The following is a 20,177-nucleotide window of genomic DNA, read 5'->3' on the forward strand; positions in this document are numbered from 1 at the left end:
GAAATGAACGGACATTTCCCTACATATAACTTACTATTAATTTGTTTTATAACAAACTATCTATTATTTACTACATTAATCTCATAAACACGTAAAAAAGCAATTAAATGCTCACATGCTCTTTCGCATGCTAGCATTTTAAAGATTTTTTGTTCTTCTTTCGTTTTATCATTTGCTTGATCTGAAGCAGCTTTTAAACATAAAAATGGTTTTTTATTTATTTGACACACATAGGCGAAAGCTGCTACTTCTTGATCAACTGCCAATGCTCCGTATACAGTATGAAGTAAATATCTCATTTCTGAACTACGAATACGTTGATCTCCAGATAAAAATGTACCGAAATGTATCGGATCATACAATCGTATTTTTTTTATTCTTCTTACAAGTGATTTTGTTGTTTCAATAGGTGCTGTTCTACCGTTATATAAATTAAAAACATCTTCTCCTGAGCCAGCAGCAGTAACATCGTGTTGTATTGCGTTTAGTGCTACTACAATATGACCGTTTTTCACTTTGTTTGATAAACTTCCGCATATTCCTGTCATAAACAACTCATCTGGCTGAAACTCACTAATTAACAATTGTACACAACTAGCGCAGCTTACTTTACCGACACCAGTTACAACTGATATAATTTCCAGCTCATTGATAGTATGAAAATGAAATTCCCAAGCTGCTCTTTTTTCAACACGTTCACTCGGATAATGTTGATGCAAATACGTCAGTTCTGGTTCCCATGCAGATACAATTGCAATACGTTTCATTACACGCTTCACTTCCCCTATTGTCATTTAAATAAGTTATCTATACTTTCTCGTTCATAATCTGGAATCCATTCTTTATATTTCTTATATAAATCTCGTATTATTTCTTTATTCTTCGCAATTACTTCACATCCTCTATCATCATACATAAACATGACAATATCTTTCGTTGCATTTATGAGAAATACATCTGGATAAGAAATTTCTTTTTTCCGTCCAAATCGAGGATACAAAACAGAGAAATCCTCATGATTAGCAGCTTGTATAAGCGATTCATATTTAATATCTTCCGCAAGACATTTTAAAGAAAATTGATATGTACAATATAATGTGAAACTTTAATCAGTTCATCCCCCACTGATTATCAGCCCTCACCAATCGGGCTTTTAGGGGCAGCCCGCCCCCCACCTATCTTCTTTGCTTTCGCTGAATTTTGAGGTGGGGGTCTTACTGCCCGGCAAATAGCGGGATAAATCTGCCTCTTCATCTTCAAATAGAAACGGTAACGTTTCTTGTCTTATATGAAATCTTAAATCTCTTTTCTTAATATATTTATTGTATACATTTATTTTCTGTGGAGTTTTTGTGTTTTCCTTTTTAAATCTATAAACATTTGTCACTACAAACACTACATCTTCTTTTGAAAATATGTCTTCAAATAAGAATTTATTATATGTATATAGCTGAGAAAAGTATTCCATATTTAAATCGTCGGTTCCTTCTACAATTTGATATTTATCTTTTCCAAAATCAAAATACAAATGATTTCCCCACTGAGAATATAAGTACGGTACTAATGTAACTCCTGGAAATGTTTGATTCATATATTCTTTTAATTGCATTTCCTTGTCCCTTCTACTGTACAATTCTTTTTAAATACCAATATGCTTCTTCTAGCCACGGATGTATAACTTTCAATGTATCTTTCCTTTCCCACAAATATGAAATATATACAAAAGCAGCTTTTTCCAAAGATTTTTCCAATCCTTTTTTATTTCTATTAAATATGGTGGTGTCCCCTTTTGATCCCATTCTATTTTATCTGCAACAAATAAAACTAAATCCATCTTTGTTGGGTGTTTACGCAGTGTAGTATGACAACAAATTGCATCTAATACGTCTTCATCTTCTACTTTAAATATTTCTTTTGCGATTACTCTCGATAGTTTTTGATGAATAATCATAGGAAACTTTCTTTCTGCTTCCTCTATTTCTACCCCAAATTCTTCAGCAACTGCAATCCGCTCCTCGTTCGGAAAAATGCCACTAATATCATGTAAATATCCTGCAATTGCTGCTTTTTCTTTATCTACGTGAAACTTTTCTGCAATCTTTTTTGCCTCATTTGCCACACGAATTGAATGTTTATATGTAAACTCTTTATTATATTTTAGTAGAAAATCTTTAATATCATTGTCTATTTTTCCAGTTGGAGCAAATGAATATATATCATTATATAACATAGAAAATCCCCCTTATAACTAACTTTCAGTATAATGCAGAATTTAAATATTTTTGTTATTTTATATTCGTTATTAATCTTTTTACTCCTTTTTAATACGTTACATGAAATTTTATACAGAATCATTGCTACAAGTACATAAATGTTTGATATTATAGTAATGTTGATGATTTGTAAGGAAAGGAACTACAAAATGAATAAAAACATATTAATTATTGATGATGATAAAGAAATTGTTGAATTACTTGCTGTTTATTTGCGAAATGAAGGCTATAACATTTATAAAGCTTATGATGGCGATGAAGCATTGCAGAAGGTTTCTACATATGAAGTTGACCTTATGATTTTGGATATTATGATGCCAAAACGAAACGGATTAGAAGTTTGTCAGGAAGTACGTGAAAATAATACTGTACCAATTCTAATGCTTAGTGCAAAAGCAGAAGATATGGATAAAATATTAGGTCTTATGACAGGTGCCGATGATTATATGATCAAACCATTCAATCCATTAGAATTAGTAGCTAGAGTGAAAGCTTTATTACGAAGATCATCTTTCCAAAATGCTACTTCGCAAAAGAATGAAGATGGTATTATTCGTATTCGCTCTGTTGAAATACACAAACATAATCATACTGTTAAAGTAAATGGAGAGTATATTAAACTAACCTCTATTGAATTCGATATTTTATATTTACTTGCGAGTAATACAGGAAGAGTATTTAGTTCAGAAGAAATTTTCGAACGCGTTTGGAATGAAGATGGTTATGGTTCAAATAAGACGGTAATGGTCCATATTAGCAACTTACGGGATAAACTTGAAACGGTAATGAATGGAGAAAAATTTATTCACACTGTTTGGGGAGTTGGCTATAAAATTGAGAAATGAAGCATTTGATATATTAAAAGATATCCCTAAATGGAAACTTATTTTTTGGCTCTTACTAGCTATCACACTCACTCCTATTACTGAATTAATTATTTATCGCCTCGTTACGAGTGTAATTGAAAGTTCACTTACTCTAACCGAGCTCGGTAAAGAATTCATTCGAATTTTTGGTTATGAAAAGTATAAAGGGGTTAAAGAATCTTTATGGATGATGATTGTTTCTTATTTGTTTTTATTTTCTATTTTTTCATCCTATCTTTACATTTTTTATCGTCACGAGAGAAAACTTTACTATGAAACTTGTATAAAAAAAATGATAGAAGAAATTCGTTACATTGCAAATGGAAACTTCAATCATAAAGTTTCTGTTGTAAATCATAATTATTTGGAAGAGTTAGCAATCGGGGTCAATGAAATTGTTGAACAATTAAAAGTCTCAATTGATGAAGAAAGACAAGCGGAACAAGCAAAGAGTGAACTTATTACAAATGTATCACATGATTTACGTACTCCCCTTACTTCTATAGTTGGATACGTAAATTTAATTCATCATGATAATTATAGAGATGAAGTGGAATTGCGATACTATATTCAAGTCATTTATGATAAAGTAACTCGTCTTAATGCATTAATGAATGACTTGTTCGAATATACACGTGTTCAAAATAAAGAGTTAAGCTTGTATTCTGTCCCCATTGATATTGTAGAGTTACTTGGACAATTAACTGTTCAATTCCGAATACAGGTTCAAGAAGCTAATATAGAATGTAGACCTTCTTTCCCATCTCAAAAGCTCATGGTATTAGCTGATGGTGACAAATTAGTGCGTGTGTTTGAAAATCTTATTATAAACGCTATCGCTTATGGAAGCGAAGGTCGCTATATTGACCTTACTGCTTATGAAAGCAATAATATGATTACAATTGATATAACAAATTACGGACAACCTATTCCTAGTACGGATTTACCTCATATTTTTGAACGTTTTTATCGCGTTGAAAAATCGCGCTCTACAAACACTGGTGGATCTGGACTTGGATTAGCAATTGCAAAAAGTATAGTCGAATTGCATAAAGGAACAATTGAAGTATATAGTGATGACGAAAAAACAACTTTCACTGTAAAACTACTCCCCTACAAAGGTTAATATCACAAATAAAAAGTTCAATTTCTTATCATATAAGAAATTGAACTTTTTCCATTAATTACAAAAAATTAATAATCCTTTATAATTCTTTAGAAATTCTTTACCTTTTCTTTCTTCCTAATTAAGCATTCTTTTTTACAATACTATTATTGATGTCATAATAGGAGGATCGCTTATGCAATTCTTAAAAAAATTCGCTATTTTATTATTATCTTTTTTCATTACTGCACTTATCGTTTTATATTTTTACCTTTATGTAAATGGTCCGATTATTCAAGCTAAATCAGCTATCTTAATAAATGCTAATTCAGGTGAAATTGTTTATAAAAAAAATGAAGAAACTCCAGTACAATCAGCTGCTTTATCTAAATTAATGACAGAATATATCGTATTGGAGCAACTAAATGATAGAAAAATACAGTTAGATGACTTCGTACAAATAAGTAACGAAGTTTTCCGAGTAGAAACAAGCCCTATACAAGTAACATCGAATGATAAAACAACGGTTCGTGATTTACTTCATGCATTGCTACTGGCAGGGAATAATCGTTCTGCACTCGCTCTTGCAGAACACATTGCTGGAAATGAAGATAACTTTACAGTATTAATGAATAAAAAAGCAAAAGAACTAAAGTTATTACAACCATCTCCATTTCTAAACTCTACTGGAATTAATAATGATACAAATAAACAATCAACTACAACAGCAATAGACGCAGCTAAATTAGCAGCACGATTAATAAAAGATTTTCCAGATGTATTGAATATTACGAAACTAACCTCTTACCAATTTTCCTTCAAAGATTCCCAGGTTTTCAATACGAATAAAATGATATATTCCCTTAATGAAAACATTAAACTTCAAGGTGTTGATGGCTTACAAACTAGTTTTTCAACTAATGGTAATTATAGTTTTGTCAGTACAGCAAAACTTGAAGATACTAGACTAATTTCAGTAATATTAGATGCAGATGAAGAAAACATTTCATTTATTGAAACAAAAAAGTTGCTACAGTATGGTTTTGATCCTTCCTCGTACTCTGCACTCCAAGCTTTTAAAGACACCCTTACATCGTGGACAATATTGCTTCAGTTTAAAAATTTAATTATACAAACTATAATGATTTTTTTAATCATTACCACCTTAATGTTTTTACATATACGTCAGAAAAAATCCGAGGATTTCAATTAAGAAATCTTCTTATATATAAAAACCGACTTGCGTTTGAGATGCAAGTCGGTTTTTAATTCTATCATCCTCTTCCAATTAAATTTGCTGAAACTGGTTGCAAGTTTAACTGCCTCGCCCATATAGACAGCTGACCAATATGATGAATTTCATATCCCATGTCTTAAAACCTATGTTTTTCGAGGCATACATCCATCTCTGTTTCCGTTCGTTGTGTTCGTTTGTTTAGTTTAAATGGGTTAATCTATTAATTCTATTAAATCCAACAATTTAACTATTACATATTAAAGTTCTATTCATATACTATAGTAGATTACTAGAAAGGAGGCTTAACTATGGATAGTTGCGTTGTATTTGTAAACGGACAACCTTTTTTAGTTCTTTCAGTAGCTGGTATTGAAATTGCTAGATTAGAGATTTCCCTTCAAGTAGCATTAGCTCTAAGAGTGCTTGGGATACCAATCTGTGATTAATTACCAAATTAATAAAAAAAGAGGGCATTAGCCCTCTTTTTTTATTTTCTTCTCACCTTTTCTTAACAACAAACAAAATTCAAATTTGATTAATTATAAAAAATTAAAGTACATGAACGTTACATGAAACACTTGTTAAGATCGCTGTCCTTCACACTATTTATTTCGCCGACATTATATAATCAAAGCACACGATGATTAACTTTTTATACGGCTTATTTTAAGTGTGCTAGCCAATACTTTTACTTGTATGTTCTATACACTCATTCTCTACGGTATACTGATACCAACTTATATTTTTTGATGAGAGCCCATTTCCCTATATCCCTCTTTATTCCCATGCACTTTTTTCTCAAATCCAAGCTAAATAATCTATATTGTTATCTTTTAAACTCGCCTCACTATCCGATTATATTAATAACCTATCACCTGGTAACCATTATCTAATTTATCTTCAATTGGATGGTCCATCATTTATACTTACGGATTGGCTTTCCCGTATCTATTGTGCATGGACATTAGGTTTTCTAGCATCTAGCTCATTTCTTTAAAAATGTAGGGTATTTCGTCTATTATTAAATGAATAATGTTTGGAAGGGTGATGTAATATGACAGAAATTAAAGTAGGGCTTACACAATTTTTAGACTTCACACTGAAAGGTAGTACAGCTAAAACAAACTTTATAAAAAATCTAAAATCCCAACCTGAATATCAACCAGCTTTTGATTACTGGAAACAATTACGAGAAACTGTTATTAAATTTCATCAAAACAAACTACCTTTTGAATGTTTCGAAACATTAGTACAAACGGTTGATCAGAAAAAAAAACAAAACTACATTGATGTTATAAAGCAATACAAAAAATTCATTAAAAATAAAGACATCTCCTGGTTTGATCCAGGTAAATCACATTGGAAATCAGATGATTTAATCGTCCGTTCATCACCTGAACTTGGCTTATTCATTAATAATGAGCCACATCTTATCAAACTGTTTTTCAAAGGAAAAAAAGAGCGAATTGATAAATACAACATTAACTCGACACTTACACTATTAAATGAATCAACATTTTCAAATGAACGAAACGATGTGAATTATACGGTACTTAACATCCAAAAGAACAGAATGTATACGAATAACTCTATTAATAATAATCATTTAGTAGCGCTTAAATCAGAAGCTAACCAGTTTTGTTACATATGGAATAATCTGTAAAGTTTACTATTCATCCCTTTCAATACCTTGTTGATGCATACTTTAGTTACAATTTTTACAGATTCATTCAGTTTCGTTTAATTAGGGCTCACCCTCTTATTCCTCAGAAACAATGCAGGTGGGCCTTTTTCAAAAATGGTTTCTTTGTCAGTTTTAATATACTAGCTCTCCCCCTGAAACAGCTGCAATTGAAATTATTTTTGTTTTATTATCCACTATACCCACCAAGCCCCTTTTGTTAACATAATATAATTATAAATAACTATTGTTGCTACTTCTTCCATTCATATTCTAACATACTCATTTCCCATAAATTCCAATACGTTTCTCCTACTCTTTTTGACTCTCTTAATAAGCCTTCTTTTACAAACCCTATTTTTTCGTAACAGAAAATGGCCGATGTATTAAAATCGTACACACCAAGAGTTACCCTATGTAGTTTTAATTCGTCAAAAGCAATATGAAGTACTGCTTTCATCATATGTTTTCCTATAGAACGTCCTCTCATCTTCGTATTACCAACTAATACTTTTCCAATTCTAGCGGACTTATTAATATTATCTATTTGCCCAAGCGAAATATGACCAATAACGTCTGAAGTCACTTCATCTACCACTTTGAAAGCGAGTGTATTTGCACTTTCTATATACTTCTCTAATTGCTGTTCGTCTAAAGGGAATGTGAATGCATTTCCTGACCATTGTATTAGAAATTCTTCGGAGTTAATCCAATTTATTAATTGTTTAAAATCAGATTTCTTAAAGCTTTCTAGTTTAATCACTTCCTTGCTCCTTTCATACATCATGCTTTATAACCTCAAACTTATTTCTATATAAAGAATATATTCTCCTTTTATATGAAATTAAAATAAAGCCATTCATGTGAATGGCTTTACAAAAAAGCAGCATAATTATGCTTTGTTTGCTACATCAATACCATTAAAATCAAAGTCAGCAGTAACCGTTGTAACAGGTGGGAAAATTGCTTCAATTTTACAAATGGAAATAATTACTCCAACCGATCCAGGAATAGCCGCAAGCCTAACTACATCACAACTTACAGACGAAACAGTACCTACATAAGTACGTCCCTCTGTATTAATTTGAACTGTTCGATTAATTAATTTCTTAAGTTCATCTCTAATTCCTTGTACACAAGAATTATCACATTTCTCATGCTGTTCTTTTTTACACTCTTCGAATACTTCCCAACAATCATCTTGTTTACATGTACACTTCTTTTTACAATTATTAAATCGAGAACCCAATACCTCACCCCCTAATCCTTTCTATTAGTAAATTATGTCCACTAGCTTAAAAGGGTACGAGGCAAACACATAAAAAGAAAAAAACAAACAATTGTACCAAACCTTCTTTTCATTATTCATTATAAAAACAGACTTCTCCTAATTAAAATCTTGTTTAATGAGCGGCCGTGAATTTAGTCCTACTCCATTTAATGTTTAGACACCACTTTCTAAAACAAATCTTTTTCTTTTAATAAGACGCCCCTTAAAAACACACTAGATTTTCCCATTAACTCACATATACATAGACTTTATTTGTGGATTTCCCATTTTTCATTGTGAAATATACATTTAAAAAGCGTACTCGAAAATAAGATATTATTTGTAATCAGAACATTTTCTTCAATAAATGTTTATTGAAAAATACCATAACTAGTAGTAGTTCTCTCCACTTTCTCTTAAAAATTAGCATAGTTTGTATGAATTCTATATCGAGTAGAAGACACTCTATCATATAAAGATAAAATAGTAGGTTAATAAACAAGCCATTTTTTTATTAAAACATAGAATAATATGAACACTTTTGAAAGGAGGTAGAAATAAATGTCCTGGAAAAATGATTGCTGGAGTTCTCAGAAAAAGCATTGTTGTGATGATTGGTGGAAATCTAAAGAAAAGCATCATTGTGATGATGATTGGAGTTCTAAGGAAAAACATTGTAATGATGATTGGTGGAAATCTAAAGAAAAGTGTCATCGTGATGATGATTGGAGTTCTAAACGAAATAAGTGTCGTTGTAAATGTTTCTTTATTTGTTGCCATTGTAAAAGAAAAAATTGGTAATATTTTTAATGTCAACGTAAAGAAAAAAATATGTCTTTTGGAATCAATCAGGCTTTTCCGGAAAGTTGATCCCTCACCTACTTCCTTGCTTTCGCTGAATTTTTAGGTGGGGGCATTACTGCCCGGCAAATAGCGAGATAAATACTAGGATGTAATATATAAAAAGCTGACTGAGTATAGTCAGCTTTTTATATATTAATACGTAAAGGTTTAAACCGGCATATAAGCAGTCGCGCTTTGTCATCACCTTGTTGTTGTAAATTAGTATTTCTCCATTGAATAGACATTCCATAATATCGTATTTTGATTAAAACAAAAAACATACTTAACACCAATAGTAGAATTTTTCTTCTTCATCAAATTCACTTCTTTTCTTTTTATTAACATAAAAAAGGAGCTCTGTTTATATAGAGCTCCTTTCTAATTTTATAATTTACTAGACTGTAACCCTTGAATAAACGGTACTACTTCAGGATTTACAAGTGACGACAAATCACCTAATTCTTTTCCTAAATAAGCTGCTTTAATAACACGGCGCATTACTTTAGAATTACGTGTTTTCGGTAAATCTTCTACAACGTGGATGTCTTTAGGACACAATGCTTTTCCAATATGTGAGTTTACTAAACTCATTAATTCTTTCTTTAAATCTTCTGTAAATATTACCCCTTCTCGTAATACAGCAAAGCAATGACAAACTTCACCTTTCACTTCGTCAGGTACACCAATTGCAGCAGCTTCGATTACATCGTTATGTTTCACAAGAATAGATTCATATTCAGCAGGTCCAATACGTTTACCTGCAATATTTAACGTATCGTCTGAACGCCCTGTGATGATATATTGTTCACCATCGTAAATGACCCAGTCACCGTGGACCCATTTATTTTCAAAACGCGACCAATATGTGTTCACGTAACGTTCATCATCTTCCCAGAAGCTTTTCGTCATACCTACCCAAGGTTTTTCTAAGCATAATTCTCCGACTTCATCTCGAATTGGTTTACCTTGATCATCCAGTACGACAGCTGCCATTCCTGGTAAAGATGCGTTAAAACTAATCGGTGCGATTGGCTTAATAAGAACATTACCGAAAATCCCACCTGAGATTTCAGTTCCACCTGAGTAGTTACAGATTGGAACATTTCCTTTTCCAACTGTTTCAAACAGCCACATCCATGGATCAGGATTCCAAGGTTCTCCTGTTGATGCGAATACTTCCAAACTCTTTAAAGAATGTTTATTGACATACTCATCACCTTTTGCCATTAATGCTCGGATTAACGTTGGCGAAATACCTAGATGAGTAATTTCATATTTATCAACTGTCTCCCATAACCGGTCTGCTTCTGGGAAGTCTGGAACACCTTCGTACATAACCATCGTTGCTCCATTAATGAGTGAACCGAATAATAGAAACGGCCCCATCATCCAGCCCATATCAGTTACCCATAATACACGATCACCTTGTTTAATATTCATTCCAAATCCTGCATCAAAAGCTGCTTTCAAAGGAAATCCTGCATGCGTGTGTACTGTTCCTTTCGGCTTACCAGTCGTTCCTGATGTATAAATGAGCATTAATGGATCATCACTTTGCATTTCTTCGGCATGTATGAATGGTTTTTCTTTTTCTAGCGTACTCCACGAAAAGTCATAGTTATGTGGTGTAAAATCATTTCCTGCATGACGAACGATAACAACTTTTTCAACAGTTGGGCAATGTTCACAAGCTTTATCTACTTCATCTTTTAAAGAAACAATTTTACCGCGGCGTGAAAATCCATCTGCGGTAATAATCATTTTTGAACCTGCCGCTTGCACACGTGTCATAACTGCATCAGACGCAAAGCCTGAGAATATTGGTGAAATAATTGCTCCAATTTTCATTACAGCTAGCATCGCAACAACTGTTTCTGGAATCATCGGCATATAAATTGTTACACGGTCACCTTTTTCAATACCCGCGTGTTTCAAACCATTGGCAACACGGCTTACCCAGTTATCAAGCTCTTCATATGTAAATGATTTTGAAGTTCCATTTTCTCCTTCGTACTGAAGTGCTGGCTGTATTCTTGTCTCTTCATCCGCAAGCCAGCGGGATAAAGCTGATTCTACAACGTTACATGTTCCGCCATTATACCACTGTGCAAACGGTGTACCATTTTCTAAATCTAACACTTCTGTATAAGGTTTCATCCATTGATAGCCAACTGCTTTTTCTGCCTCTCCCCAAAGCCAAGCTGTTTCCTCAATAGATTTATTATAAAAAGTTTCATAGTCTTCATATCCCAATGATTTCATCCAACTATATAAACGTGTTTTTTCCTTGTACTCTTCTGTTGGAAACCAAACTGCTTGTTTCAATGTTTTCCCCTCCTTAACTTTTTGAGCAAGAAAGCCCTAAATAGGGCTTTTAAACTGGATATACAGGATGTTTACGATCCGTGAATACTTGATATTTACTCATATACATTTCGAAACGTCCTTTTAACTCTTCACGTAAATTGTTTGGATGAACAATACCATCAATCACCATCTCTGATGCTAAATGATAAATATCAATATCTTTCTTATACTCTTCACGTTTTTCAGCAATGAAGCTAGCGCGCTCTTCTTCTGGTAAAGCTGCAATTTTATTTGCATATACAGCATTAACCGCAGCTTCTGGACCCATTACCGCAATAGAGGCTGTCGGTAATGCCAGGCAGCAATCTGGTTCAAATGCTGGACCTGCCATCGCATATAAACCAGCGCCATATGCTTTACGAACAACGATAGAAATCTTCGGTACAGTTGCTTCACTCATTGCAGAAATCATTTTTGCACCGTGACGAATAATACCAGCACGCTCTACTTTTGTACCAATCATAAATCCTGGTACATCCGCAAGGAATAATAATGGAATATGATATGCATCGCATAAATTAATAAACTTAGCAGCTTTATCAGCTGAATCGTGAAATAATACACCGCCCTTCATACGCGGCTGATTTGCAATAATACCAACTGGCTTACCATCAATACGTGCTAAGCCTGTAATTAGCTCTTGAGCAAATAATTTTTTTACTTCATAGAATGAACCTTCATCAATAACTCTATTAATGAGATCTTTCATATTGAAAGGAGCATTTTGATTTTCTGGAATGATTTGTTCTAACGTTTTATCGAATTGTTTCGGTTCTTGAGGTGTAACCAATGGAGTCTTTTCTAAGTAGTTGTTTGGAAAATATGAAATGTATTGTCTTGCTTGTGTAATCGCATCTTCTTCTGTCTTACATAAAACATCTCCGCATCCTGATACAGAGCAATGCATACGAGCTCCGCCCATCTCTTCTAAAGTTACCTTCTCACCGATAACCATCTCAGCCATACGAGGAGATCCTAAATACATAGATGCATTTCCTTCTACCATCATTACAACGTCACAAAAGGCTGGAATATATGCACCACCAGCAGCAGAAGGTCCAAATAATAAACATACTTGAGGAACTTTACCTGATAATTTCACTTGATTATAGAAGATTCTTCCTGCACCGCGGCGCCCTGGGAACATTTCTACTTGATCTGTAATACGCGCTCCAGCAGAGTCGACTAAATAAAATAACGGAACACGTAATTTTTCAGCTGTTTCTTGAATACGTAAAATCTTTTCAACTGTGCGTGATCCCCATGATCCAGCTTTTACAGTAGAATCATTAGCCATTACACACGCAGTACGACCATGTATTTTACCCGTTGCAGTTACAACGCCGTCCGCAGGTAAGCCTGTTTGTTCACAGTTAGCAAATAATGCATCTTCTACATATTCGCCATTATCAAATAGAAGCGCTAAACGATCTCGAACAAATAATTTTCCTTTTGCTTTATTTTGTTCATGATATTTCGGTGCCCCGCCTTGTTTAATCGTTTCAACACGTTCTTCAAATGAATTAGATTGTTGTTTTTGGTCTAACATATTTACTCCCCCTTATACATCGGTTTACGTTTTTCTTTGAATGCCTGTAATCCTTCTATTCGATCTTTCGTATGGATTACACCTTCATACGCTTGTTTTTCCATTTGTAATCCGGTATGTAAATCAACTTGAATACCATTTGAAATTGCCTCTTTTGCTAATCGAACAGCAATAGGTCCATTACTAGCAATTTTCTCTGCTATTTCAATCGCTTTCTCTTCAAGTAAATTAGCTGGTACAACAAATTCTACTAAACCATATTCTTTTGCTTCTTGCGCTGAAATACGTCTACCTGTATAAATTAATTCTTTCGCTCTACCAACTCCAATTAATCTTGGTAAGCGCTGTGTACCACCTGCTCCTGGTATAATTGCAAGTGTCGTTTCAGTAAGACCAAGACTTGCAGATTCAGCAGCAATTCTAAAATCACAAGCTAAACTTAATTCCGTACCACCACCAAGTGCGATTCCATTTATAGCAGCAATAACTGGCTGTGGTAATTGTTCAACCATCTCCATAGTAGTGCGAATCATACTAACAGCATGACGAACTTGTTCTTCATTCATATCGGCACGCTCTTTTAAATCTGCACCAGCACAAAATGCTTTTTCACCAGCACCAGTCAAAATAACTACACGTGCGCTTGAATCTTCACTTATTTGAGTTAATATAGTTTGTAATTCATCTAATAATGCCAAAGATAATGAGTTTGCTTGTCTCGCACGATTTAACGAAATCTTTACTACGTGAGGTGTTACGTAATCAACGGAAATGTTTTGTAATTGTAGCATCTACTCACCTACTTATCGTTTTATGTTGAAGCGCTCTATACACATGACTCGGTAATTGGATATTTAACTTACTTTGAATAAATTGACTAGCTCTCAATAACTTTTCTTCGTCTATATTCGTTTGGACTCCTAATTTATGGAGCATATGTACTAGGTCATCAGTAGCAACATTACCTGATGCTCCTGGTGCATAAGGGCAGCCCCCAAGTCCACCACAAGAACTATCAAACGTTGTAATACCGTATTCTAATGATTTAACTACATTCGCTAGAGCCATTCCATACGTATTATGAAAATGCATTGCAAACTGCGAAGCATCATACTTCTTTAATAGGTGTTCTAATACTTGTTCTACTTGTAATGGATTCGCTACACCGATTGTATCCCCAAGAGAAACTTCATAAATGCCGTATGAAAATAGTTGATTACATAATTCGTCAACTGCTGTAGCACTTATATCCCCTTCATAAGGACATCCAAATACAGTAGAAACATAGCCTCTTACCTTTTTCCCTTCGAATAATGCCTGTTTTGTTATATCTTCAATTACAACTAATGCTTCTTTAATCGATTTATTAATATTACTTTTATTATGAGATTCACTTGCTGATAAAAAAACATTCACCTCATCTACATTTTGCAAAAAAGCTCGTTCCAAACCATTTTGATTCGGAACAAGCGCAGCATATGTAACATTTGGATCCCTTTTCAGCTCAGAAAATACATCATTTGCATCTGCTAATGCAGGGACCCATTTTGGGTGAACGAATGAGGAAACTTCAACATACGACAATCCTGCTTCTGTAAGTAGTTGAATCCATTTTACTTTATCTTTTGTGCCAACAATCTTTTTTTCATTTTGTAAGCCATCACGTGGCCCGACTTCTTTAATGACAGCAAAATTAGGTAGTTTCAATTCGCTTCCCCCTATATCTCCCTATTCAATTTCTAATAATACATCTCCTTCATTTACAAAATCGCCTTCTTGCACATTAATTTTCATAACTGTGCCGGCTTCTTCTGAAATGATTGGAATTTCCATTTTCATAGATTCCAAAATGACGACATCCTGCTCTTCCTCTACTGTATCTCCTACTCCTACAACAATCTTCCAAACGTTTCCTGCCATCGATGCGTATACTTTCGTCATCATTTTTTCCCCCTTAATATTGTTAAATCTTATTTTTTAACGAGTTGTTTCGTTACAAAACCCGTTGTATAAATACCCTCTTTGAACACTTCGTCTTCCAAAACTTGCAGTAGCATTGGCGTGTTCGTTTTAATACCTTCTACTTTTAATTCTTCTAGAGCATCATGTAATTTCGAAATTGCTTCTTCACGAGTCTCGCCATGTGCAATGACTTTCGCAATCATTGGATCATAGAAAGGTGTAATCGTTACATGATTTTCTAAGAAGTGATCGATCCGTACATTTGACGGTAATGTTAAATTTGTAATTTTCCCAGGTGATGGGAAGAATGTTTTCGGATCTTCTGCATAAATACGAGCTTCAATGGCATGACCACTACGTTTTACATCATCCTGAGTAAATGATAGTTTCTCTCCACTTGCGATAAGAAGTTGCTGTTCTACAAGGTCTAATCCCGTAATTTCTTCTGTCACTGGATGCTCTACTTGTAATCTCGTATTCATCTCTAAGAAATAGAAGTTCTTCTGATCATCTACAAGAAACTCAACTGTACCTGCATTTGTATAGCCAAGTGCTTTGGCAGCTTGTACAGCAACTTCTCCCATTGCCTTTCGTGTACCTTCATCTAAAAATGGTGAAGGTGCTTCTTCGATTACTTTTTGATTTCGGCGCTGCACCGAACATTCACGCTCCCATAAATACACTGTGTTACCATGTGTATCTGCTAAAAGCTGAATTTCAATATGATGCGCGTCTGCTATATATCGCTCTAAATACATTTCTCCGTTACCAAAAAAGTTTTGCGCTCTTGTTTTATTACTTTCAAACGCTTTGGTGAGCGTTTGCTCAGTTTCCATCAACTGCATACCAATGCCTCCGCCGCCTGCGGATGCCTTAAGCATTAATGGATAACCAATTTGTTTTGCAATTTCAATTGCTTCTTCAGCAGTTTCAATATTTGTAGTAATACCTGGGACTACTGGGACATCTGCTGCTTGCATTGCGATACGTGATTCGATTTTACTTCCCATCTTCGTAATGATTTCTTCTGAAGGACCGATAAATACGATTCCTTCTTCTTTGCAACGAACCGGAAAAGACGGATTCTCTGATAATAAACCATAACCTGGATGAATCGCTTCTGCATTTGTCTTCTTAGCTATTTCAATAATTTTTTCAAGGTTTAAATAACTTTCTTGAACACGCGGTCCACCTACTAAGTAAGCTTCATTTGCCATCTTCACATGAAGGGCATTTTCATCTGCTTCAGAATAAATAGCAACAGTGCGTATGCCAAGTTTTTGACAAGTTTTCATAATACGAACAGCAATTTCCCCGCGATTCGCAATTAATATTTTTTGAAACATAGTGATTCCTCCCTTTTATCTACATCCTAAATGTCTAGCAATTACGAGACGTTGAATTTCAGAAGTTCCTTCACCAATTTCTAATAGTTTCGCATCACGAATATGTCGTTCAACTTCATATTCACGCATATAACCATATCCACCATGAATCTGTACTGCTTGATTCGCAATACGGCTTGCTGCTTCCGATGCAAATAGTTTTGCCATTGCCGCTTCTTTGCCGAAAGGTTTATCGTTATCTTTTAACCAAGCTGCTTTATGTACTAAATTGCGTGCTAGCTCTACTTCAGTCGCCATATCAGCTAATTTAAATTGAATCGCTTGGAAATTAGAGATTGACTTTCCAAATTGTTGACGTTCTTTCGCATATTGCAATGCACGTTCAAAGGCTGATTGCGCAATACCAACTGCCAATGCTGCGATTGAAATACGCCCTCCATCAAGTGTATATAAAAATTGTTTAAAACCTTTATTTACATCACCAAGAATATTTTCTTTCGGTACACGCACACCATCAAGTACGATTTCACAAGTATTAGAAGCACGAACACCCATCTTATCGTATGGACTTGAAATCGTTAATCCTTCACTAGTAGTAGGCACGATAAATGCAGAAATACGTTTTCTACCATTCTCTTCAACGCCATTGACAGCGGTTACAATAATTGTATTTGCATACTCTGCGTTTGTAATCCAACACTTCTCACCACTGATTACATACTCATCGCCATCTAATACCGCTTTCGTTTGAGTACCACCTGCATCAGATCCAGCATTCGGCTCCGTTAATCCGAAGGCACCTAATGTTTTACCTGACGCCATTGGAACTAAATACTTTTGTTTTTGTTCTTCTGTACCGAAATAATAAATTGGAGAAGCACCTAATGAAATTGTTGCAGCATAGCTTAAACCAGTGCCACCACAAGCGCGACCAATTTCTTCAACTGCTAACGCATACGATACCGTATCGCCACCTGAACCTCCATACTCTTCTGGGAATGGGATGCCTAGTAATCCTAGTTCGCCCATTTTTTGAAATGTTTCATATGGAAACTCTGCAGTTTTGTCATAATATACAGCTTTCGGTGCGATTTCCTTTTCAGCAAAGTCACGTACCATTTCTTTAATCATTTGTTTTTCGCGAGTTAGAGTAAATTCCATTCCGCTACACACCCCTTATCGAATATTGAGTTTCGACAGCGTGCGAGTTTCTACTACAAACATAACAACTTAAAAGACAAGAATATTAGTTAGACAATTGCTATAATTCTGTCATAACTCAATTTTAAAACAGATTCTGTACTAATGCACAAAAAAATTCCTACATTGTTCTACAACAACATAGGAGGTTTTGTGTCGAATTATGTAATTTATTGTTTAATAATCTCTACCTTTTCCGGAATCAGAAATTTCTACTAATGCTTCAGGATATGGTTCGAAATATGTTTGTCTTAATAAATACTTTTCATCAAATCGAATAGCCCATGATTTTAAAATTGTAAGTAAACTACTAAGTGGTATTTTCTTTTCTGCATACTTTTGTAACAGTTCTATAAAATGATCTTTTTCTTGTTTTTTTAACTTTGTTTTAAAATATCCAAAAATGTGCTCGCATACATTTACATTCGATGTATAACGGGGCGCACGCATAAATAATTCATATAAAGTCTTCTCATAGTTTTCAAATACCACTTCAATCTTTTCATTTTTTTGATTTGCAATTATACGACCTAATTCCTTTTGTTTCACCTGATTATATGCCATAAATAAATATTTATTATCCGACTGAAACGATACAAGTTCTTTCATATTTTTATTGTGTTTAATCATTTTGTAATATGCGATTGTAAATAGCCTTGTAAAGAAATGCTCTCTAATAATAAAATTCGACAATCTACCTTCCTCTTCAATAGGAAGATGCGAAAATTTTTTTACTACTGCTCCGCCAAATAAGCCAGCTCCTTTTCCCTTTGCTGGCGCTTTTTCAAAACCAGAATAAATTTTCACATCACGCGTACCACAACTTGGTGAACGATTCTTTAAAATAAAACCATCCACATCCGGTATCGTTTGTAAAAAGTCATTTGAAAACTGCTCCATTTTTTCAGTTACATCTTCTCGTGTCGACGGTTGCACAAGTCTATTCTCACCATTTTCTTCTACAATTCGTATCGTTTCACGAGGAGTCCCCAATCCAATCTCGACTTCTGGACAAACAGGTATAAATGTAACAAATGGCTGCAAATTTCGTATTGTTACATCTGGAATCATCTCTCCATTATAACGACAAGCATCAAATTCTAAACATTTACTTACGACGATTGTAGGTTTTGCAAATTGTCGCATCTTATTACCTCCTTATTACTAGTCCGTATAATATAAATTGTACTAAGATTAACATTTTAAGCAAAGTTTGATTCAGTTATTTTTATGAGAAATATAAATCCAATGATACATTAACAATCATTCAACTCTATTTTCTATAAATGTGCGCCCTATTAATGAGGGTTTAGATATTGTGAAATGAATAATACACACATGCTTCGGAGAAATTAATGATTAAGAAAGGAGGGATTGTTATGAAAAAGAAATTATCATCTATTTTAAGTGTTTTAACACTATCTATTATGTTTTTAGGTACATCTACGCAAGCTGAATACGATGGAAATAATATGAATAGAGTTAATAACACTGATATTTCAACTCGAGTAAATGACAATAACTTAGACAGAGTTAATAATGATGTAAGAACTCGAAATGTAAATACAACAAATGATTTAAATGATAATCGTGATAAAAATAATAATTGGGCTTGGCTTGGTTTATTAGGACTAGCAGGATTATTAGGTCTTAGAAGAAGAGACAAAGAAACACGCTGATTTAGAATGTTTTTAGTAAACAAGCACTTATTTATCAAAAATATATAATGAAAATAAATCGCCTTTTTAAAGGCGATTTATTTTTACTTAAAAGTAATGTATGTAATTCACACTTCAACGATTAAATTCGTGGAGTTAATCCATACAATATAAATTGAATCGTATTTTCAATTTCCGCTTCATCATTCCATTTTTCTTCAGGCAATAATAAAAATCGTGTTAATAATAAACCTAATACAGCTGATAAAGTAAGACGTAGTACGGAAGATGGTGGTATCTCAATAATTTCCCCTTCTTCTTGAAATTTCACAATCAACTTTTTGAAATGTGAAAACAGTTCTGTTTCTACTAATTGCTGTATTTCATTTTTCAGTTCTGGTTGGAATGGCACCTCTTGAATTAATATTTTTATCATAGGAAAGTGTTTTTGAGCAAATTTAAACCTATTATGAATTACAACCCTTAAAAGTCCTTCGTATGATTCATACTCCGATTTAAATATTTCTTTTGCAAAGGTTTGTACGAAAAATGGTGCAGCGAACTTAGTTAAAGTTGGCATTACGACCGCTAGTAATAAATCTTTTTTCGTCTTATAGTAGCGGAAGATTGTTCCTTCCGCTACACCAGCCCGTTTTGCAATTTCACTTGTTGAAGTTGAAGCGTATCCTTTTTCTCCAAACATATCAACAGCCGCCTCTAATATTCGCATTTGACGTTCATTTCGTTTATCCGTATTAGTTGCAGCTATTAATTCCTCCAGCCAATCCTTCTGCATTTATAAAGCTCCTTTTTGTCATTA

The 20,177-nt window shown here is 33.9% G+C and carries 19 protein-coding genes and 3 pseudogenes; 7 read left to right on the forward strand and 15 right to left on the reverse strand.

Annotated elements, in window-relative coordinates:
- Positions 1-56 precede the first annotated feature (56 nt).
- From CN409_RS29580 to yqeK, 3 genes and pseudogenes are all read right to left on the reverse strand, one after another.
- Positions 57-794, reverse strand: coding sequence for a phosphorylase family protein (locus CN409_RS29580; protein WP_002082744.1), 738 nt, complete (start codon positions 792-794; stop codon positions 57-59).
- A pseudogene (locus tag CN409_RS32895) lies at positions 791-1,609 on the reverse strand (DUF3885 domain-containing protein). Before CN409_RS32895 ends, CN409_RS29580 begins: the two are co-directional and overlap by 4 nt.
- Before the next feature lie 13 nt (positions 1,610-1,622).
- Positions 1,623-2,230: pseudogene (gene yqeK, locus CN409_RS29595) on the reverse strand (bis(5'-nucleosyl)-tetraphosphatase (symmetrical) YqeK).
- A 192-nt stretch (positions 2,231-2,422) separates the two neighbouring features.
- Here yqeK and CN409_RS29600 point away from each other — a divergent pair.
- The 3 genes from CN409_RS29600 to CN409_RS29610 all read left to right on the forward strand — a co-directional run bounded on the left by CN409_RS29600 (position 2,423) and on the right by CN409_RS29610 (position 5,457).
- Positions 2,423-3,118, forward strand: a complete 696-nt coding sequence (locus CN409_RS29600) for a response regulator transcription factor (protein WP_001038808.1) — start codon at positions 2,423-2,425, stop codon at positions 3,116-3,118.
- Positions 3,108-4,265: a sensor histidine kinase gene (locus CN409_RS29605; RefSeq protein WP_001243314.1), complete on the forward strand. Its 1,158-nt coding sequence runs from the start codon at positions 3,108-3,110 to the stop codon at positions 4,263-4,265. Before CN409_RS29600 ends, CN409_RS29605 begins: the two co-directional genes overlap by 11 nt.
- 175 nt (positions 4,266-4,440) lie before the next feature.
- Positions 4,441-5,457 carry a D-alanyl-D-alanine carboxypeptidase family protein gene (locus tag CN409_RS29610; RefSeq protein ID WP_086391150.1) on the forward strand — a complete coding sequence of 339 codons (1,017 nt, stop codon included), beginning with the start codon at positions 4,441-4,443 and terminating at the stop codon, positions 5,455-5,457.
- A 61-nt stretch (positions 5,458-5,518) separates the two neighbouring features.
- On the opposite strand, the pseudogene CN409_RS29615 reads toward CN409_RS29610, so the two are convergent.
- Positions 5,519-5,608 (reverse strand): annotated as a pseudogene (locus CN409_RS29615) (DinB family protein); the annotation flags it as partial.
- Positions 5,609-5,789: 181 nt separating this feature from the next.
- On the opposite strand from CN409_RS29615, the gene CN409_RS29620 reads away from it, so the two are divergent.
- Together CN409_RS29620 and CN409_RS29625 are read left to right on the forward strand one after the other, a co-directional pair.
- Positions 5,790-5,927, forward strand: coding sequence for a DUF3956 domain-containing protein (locus tag CN409_RS29620; protein ID WP_000376554.1), 138 nt, complete (start codon positions 5,790-5,792; stop codon positions 5,925-5,927).
- A gap of 608 nt (positions 5,928-6,535) precedes the next feature.
- On the forward strand, positions 6,536-7,144 hold the full coding sequence (locus CN409_RS29625) for a hypothetical protein (protein ID WP_000136050.1): 609 nt from the start codon (positions 6,536-6,538) through the stop codon (positions 7,142-7,144).
- A 271-nt stretch (positions 7,145-7,415) separates the two neighbouring features.
- Here CN409_RS29625 and CN409_RS29630 read toward each other — a convergent pair whose 3' ends face one another.
- Both CN409_RS29630 and CN409_RS29635 read right to left on the reverse strand, forming a co-directional pair.
- The gene (locus tag CN409_RS29630) at positions 7,416-7,949 is read right to left on the reverse strand and encodes a GNAT family N-acetyltransferase (RefSeq protein WP_000990084.1); all 534 of its coding nucleotides are present in this window, start codon (positions 7,947-7,949) and stop codon (positions 7,416-7,418) included.
- A gap of 105 nt (positions 7,950-8,054) precedes the next feature.
- On the reverse strand, positions 8,055-8,411 hold the full coding sequence (locus CN409_RS29635) for a hypothetical protein (protein ID WP_000535577.1): 357 nt from the start codon (positions 8,409-8,411) through the stop codon (positions 8,055-8,057).
- A gap of 562 nt (positions 8,412-8,973) precedes the next feature.
- On the opposite strand from CN409_RS29635, the gene CN409_RS29640 reads away from it, so the two are divergent.
- Positions 8,974-9,339, forward strand: coding sequence for a hypothetical protein (locus tag CN409_RS29640; RefSeq protein WP_079997160.1), 366 nt, complete (start codon positions 8,974-8,976; stop codon positions 9,337-9,339).
- A 320-nt stretch (positions 9,340-9,659) separates the two neighbouring features.
- On the opposite strand, the gene CN409_RS29645 is transcribed toward CN409_RS29640, so the two are convergent.
- The 8 genes from CN409_RS29645 to CN409_RS29680 form a co-directional block, all read right to left on the reverse strand.
- Positions 9,660-11,600 carry an AMP-binding protein gene (locus tag CN409_RS29645; RefSeq protein ID WP_000806506.1) on the reverse strand — a complete coding sequence of 647 codons (1,941 nt, stop codon included), beginning with the start codon at positions 11,598-11,600 and terminating at the stop codon, positions 9,660-9,662.
- Positions 11,601-11,649: 49 nt separating this feature from the next.
- Positions 11,650-13,191: an acyl-CoA carboxylase subunit beta gene (locus CN409_RS29650; RefSeq protein WP_000886744.1), complete on the reverse strand. Its 1,542-nt coding sequence runs from the start codon at positions 13,189-13,191 to the stop codon at positions 11,650-11,652.
- Positions 13,192-13,193: 2 nt separating this feature from the next.
- The gene (locus CN409_RS29655) at positions 13,194-13,982 is read right to left on the reverse strand and encodes an enoyl-CoA hydratase (protein WP_000939799.1); all 789 of its coding nucleotides are present in this window, start codon (positions 13,980-13,982) and stop codon (positions 13,194-13,196) included.
- A 4-nt stretch (positions 13,983-13,986) separates the two neighbouring features.
- Positions 13,987-14,898, reverse strand: a complete 912-nt coding sequence (gene mvaB / locus CN409_RS29660; RefSeq protein WP_000775428.1) for a hydroxymethylglutaryl-CoA lyase — start codon at positions 14,896-14,898, stop codon at positions 13,987-13,989.
- A 21-nt stretch (positions 14,899-14,919) separates the two neighbouring features.
- Positions 14,920-15,135 carry an acetyl-CoA carboxylase biotin carboxyl carrier protein subunit gene (locus tag CN409_RS29665; RefSeq protein ID WP_001987345.1) on the reverse strand — a complete coding sequence of 72 codons (216 nt, stop codon included), beginning with the start codon at positions 15,133-15,135 and terminating at the stop codon, positions 14,920-14,922.
- Positions 15,136-15,161: 26 nt separating this feature from the next.
- Entirely contained in the window at positions 15,162-16,499 is a 1,338-nt protein-coding gene (locus tag CN409_RS29670; protein WP_000486743.1) for an acetyl-CoA carboxylase biotin carboxylase subunit, read from the reverse strand.
- A 15-nt stretch (positions 16,500-16,514) separates the two neighbouring features.
- Positions 16,515-17,660, reverse strand: a complete 1,146-nt coding sequence (locus CN409_RS29675) for an acyl-CoA dehydrogenase (RefSeq protein ID WP_000397282.1) — start codon at positions 17,658-17,660, stop codon at positions 16,515-16,517.
- Positions 17,661-17,876: 216 nt separating this feature from the next.
- The gene (locus CN409_RS29680; protein WP_001248638.1) at positions 17,877-18,845 is read right to left on the reverse strand and encodes a YbgA family protein; all 969 of its coding nucleotides are present in this window, start codon (positions 18,843-18,845) and stop codon (positions 17,877-17,879) included.
- 233 nt (positions 18,846-19,078) lie between these two features.
- On the opposite strand from CN409_RS29680, the gene CN409_RS29685 reads away from it, so the two are divergent.
- Positions 19,079-19,378: a WGxxGxxG family protein gene (locus tag CN409_RS29685; RefSeq protein ID WP_000728159.1), complete on the forward strand. Its 300-nt coding sequence runs from the start codon at positions 19,079-19,081 to the stop codon at positions 19,376-19,378.
- Positions 19,379-19,499: 121 nt separating this feature from the next.
- Here the strand turns inward: CN409_RS29685 and CN409_RS29690 are convergent, their stop codons facing one another.
- Positions 19,500-20,153 (reverse strand): TetR/AcrR family transcriptional regulator, encoded by a 654-nt coding sequence (locus CN409_RS29690; RefSeq protein WP_001168192.1) that lies wholly within the window; start codon positions 20,151-20,153, stop codon positions 19,500-19,502.
- Between the last annotated feature and the right edge of the window lie 24 nt (positions 20,154-20,177).

It is taken from the genome of Bacillus sp. AFS012607 (genome assembly GCF_002558005.1).
Classification (GTDB): Bacteria; Bacillota; Bacilli; order Bacillales; family Bacillaceae_G; genus Bacillus_A; species Bacillus_A thuringiensis_S.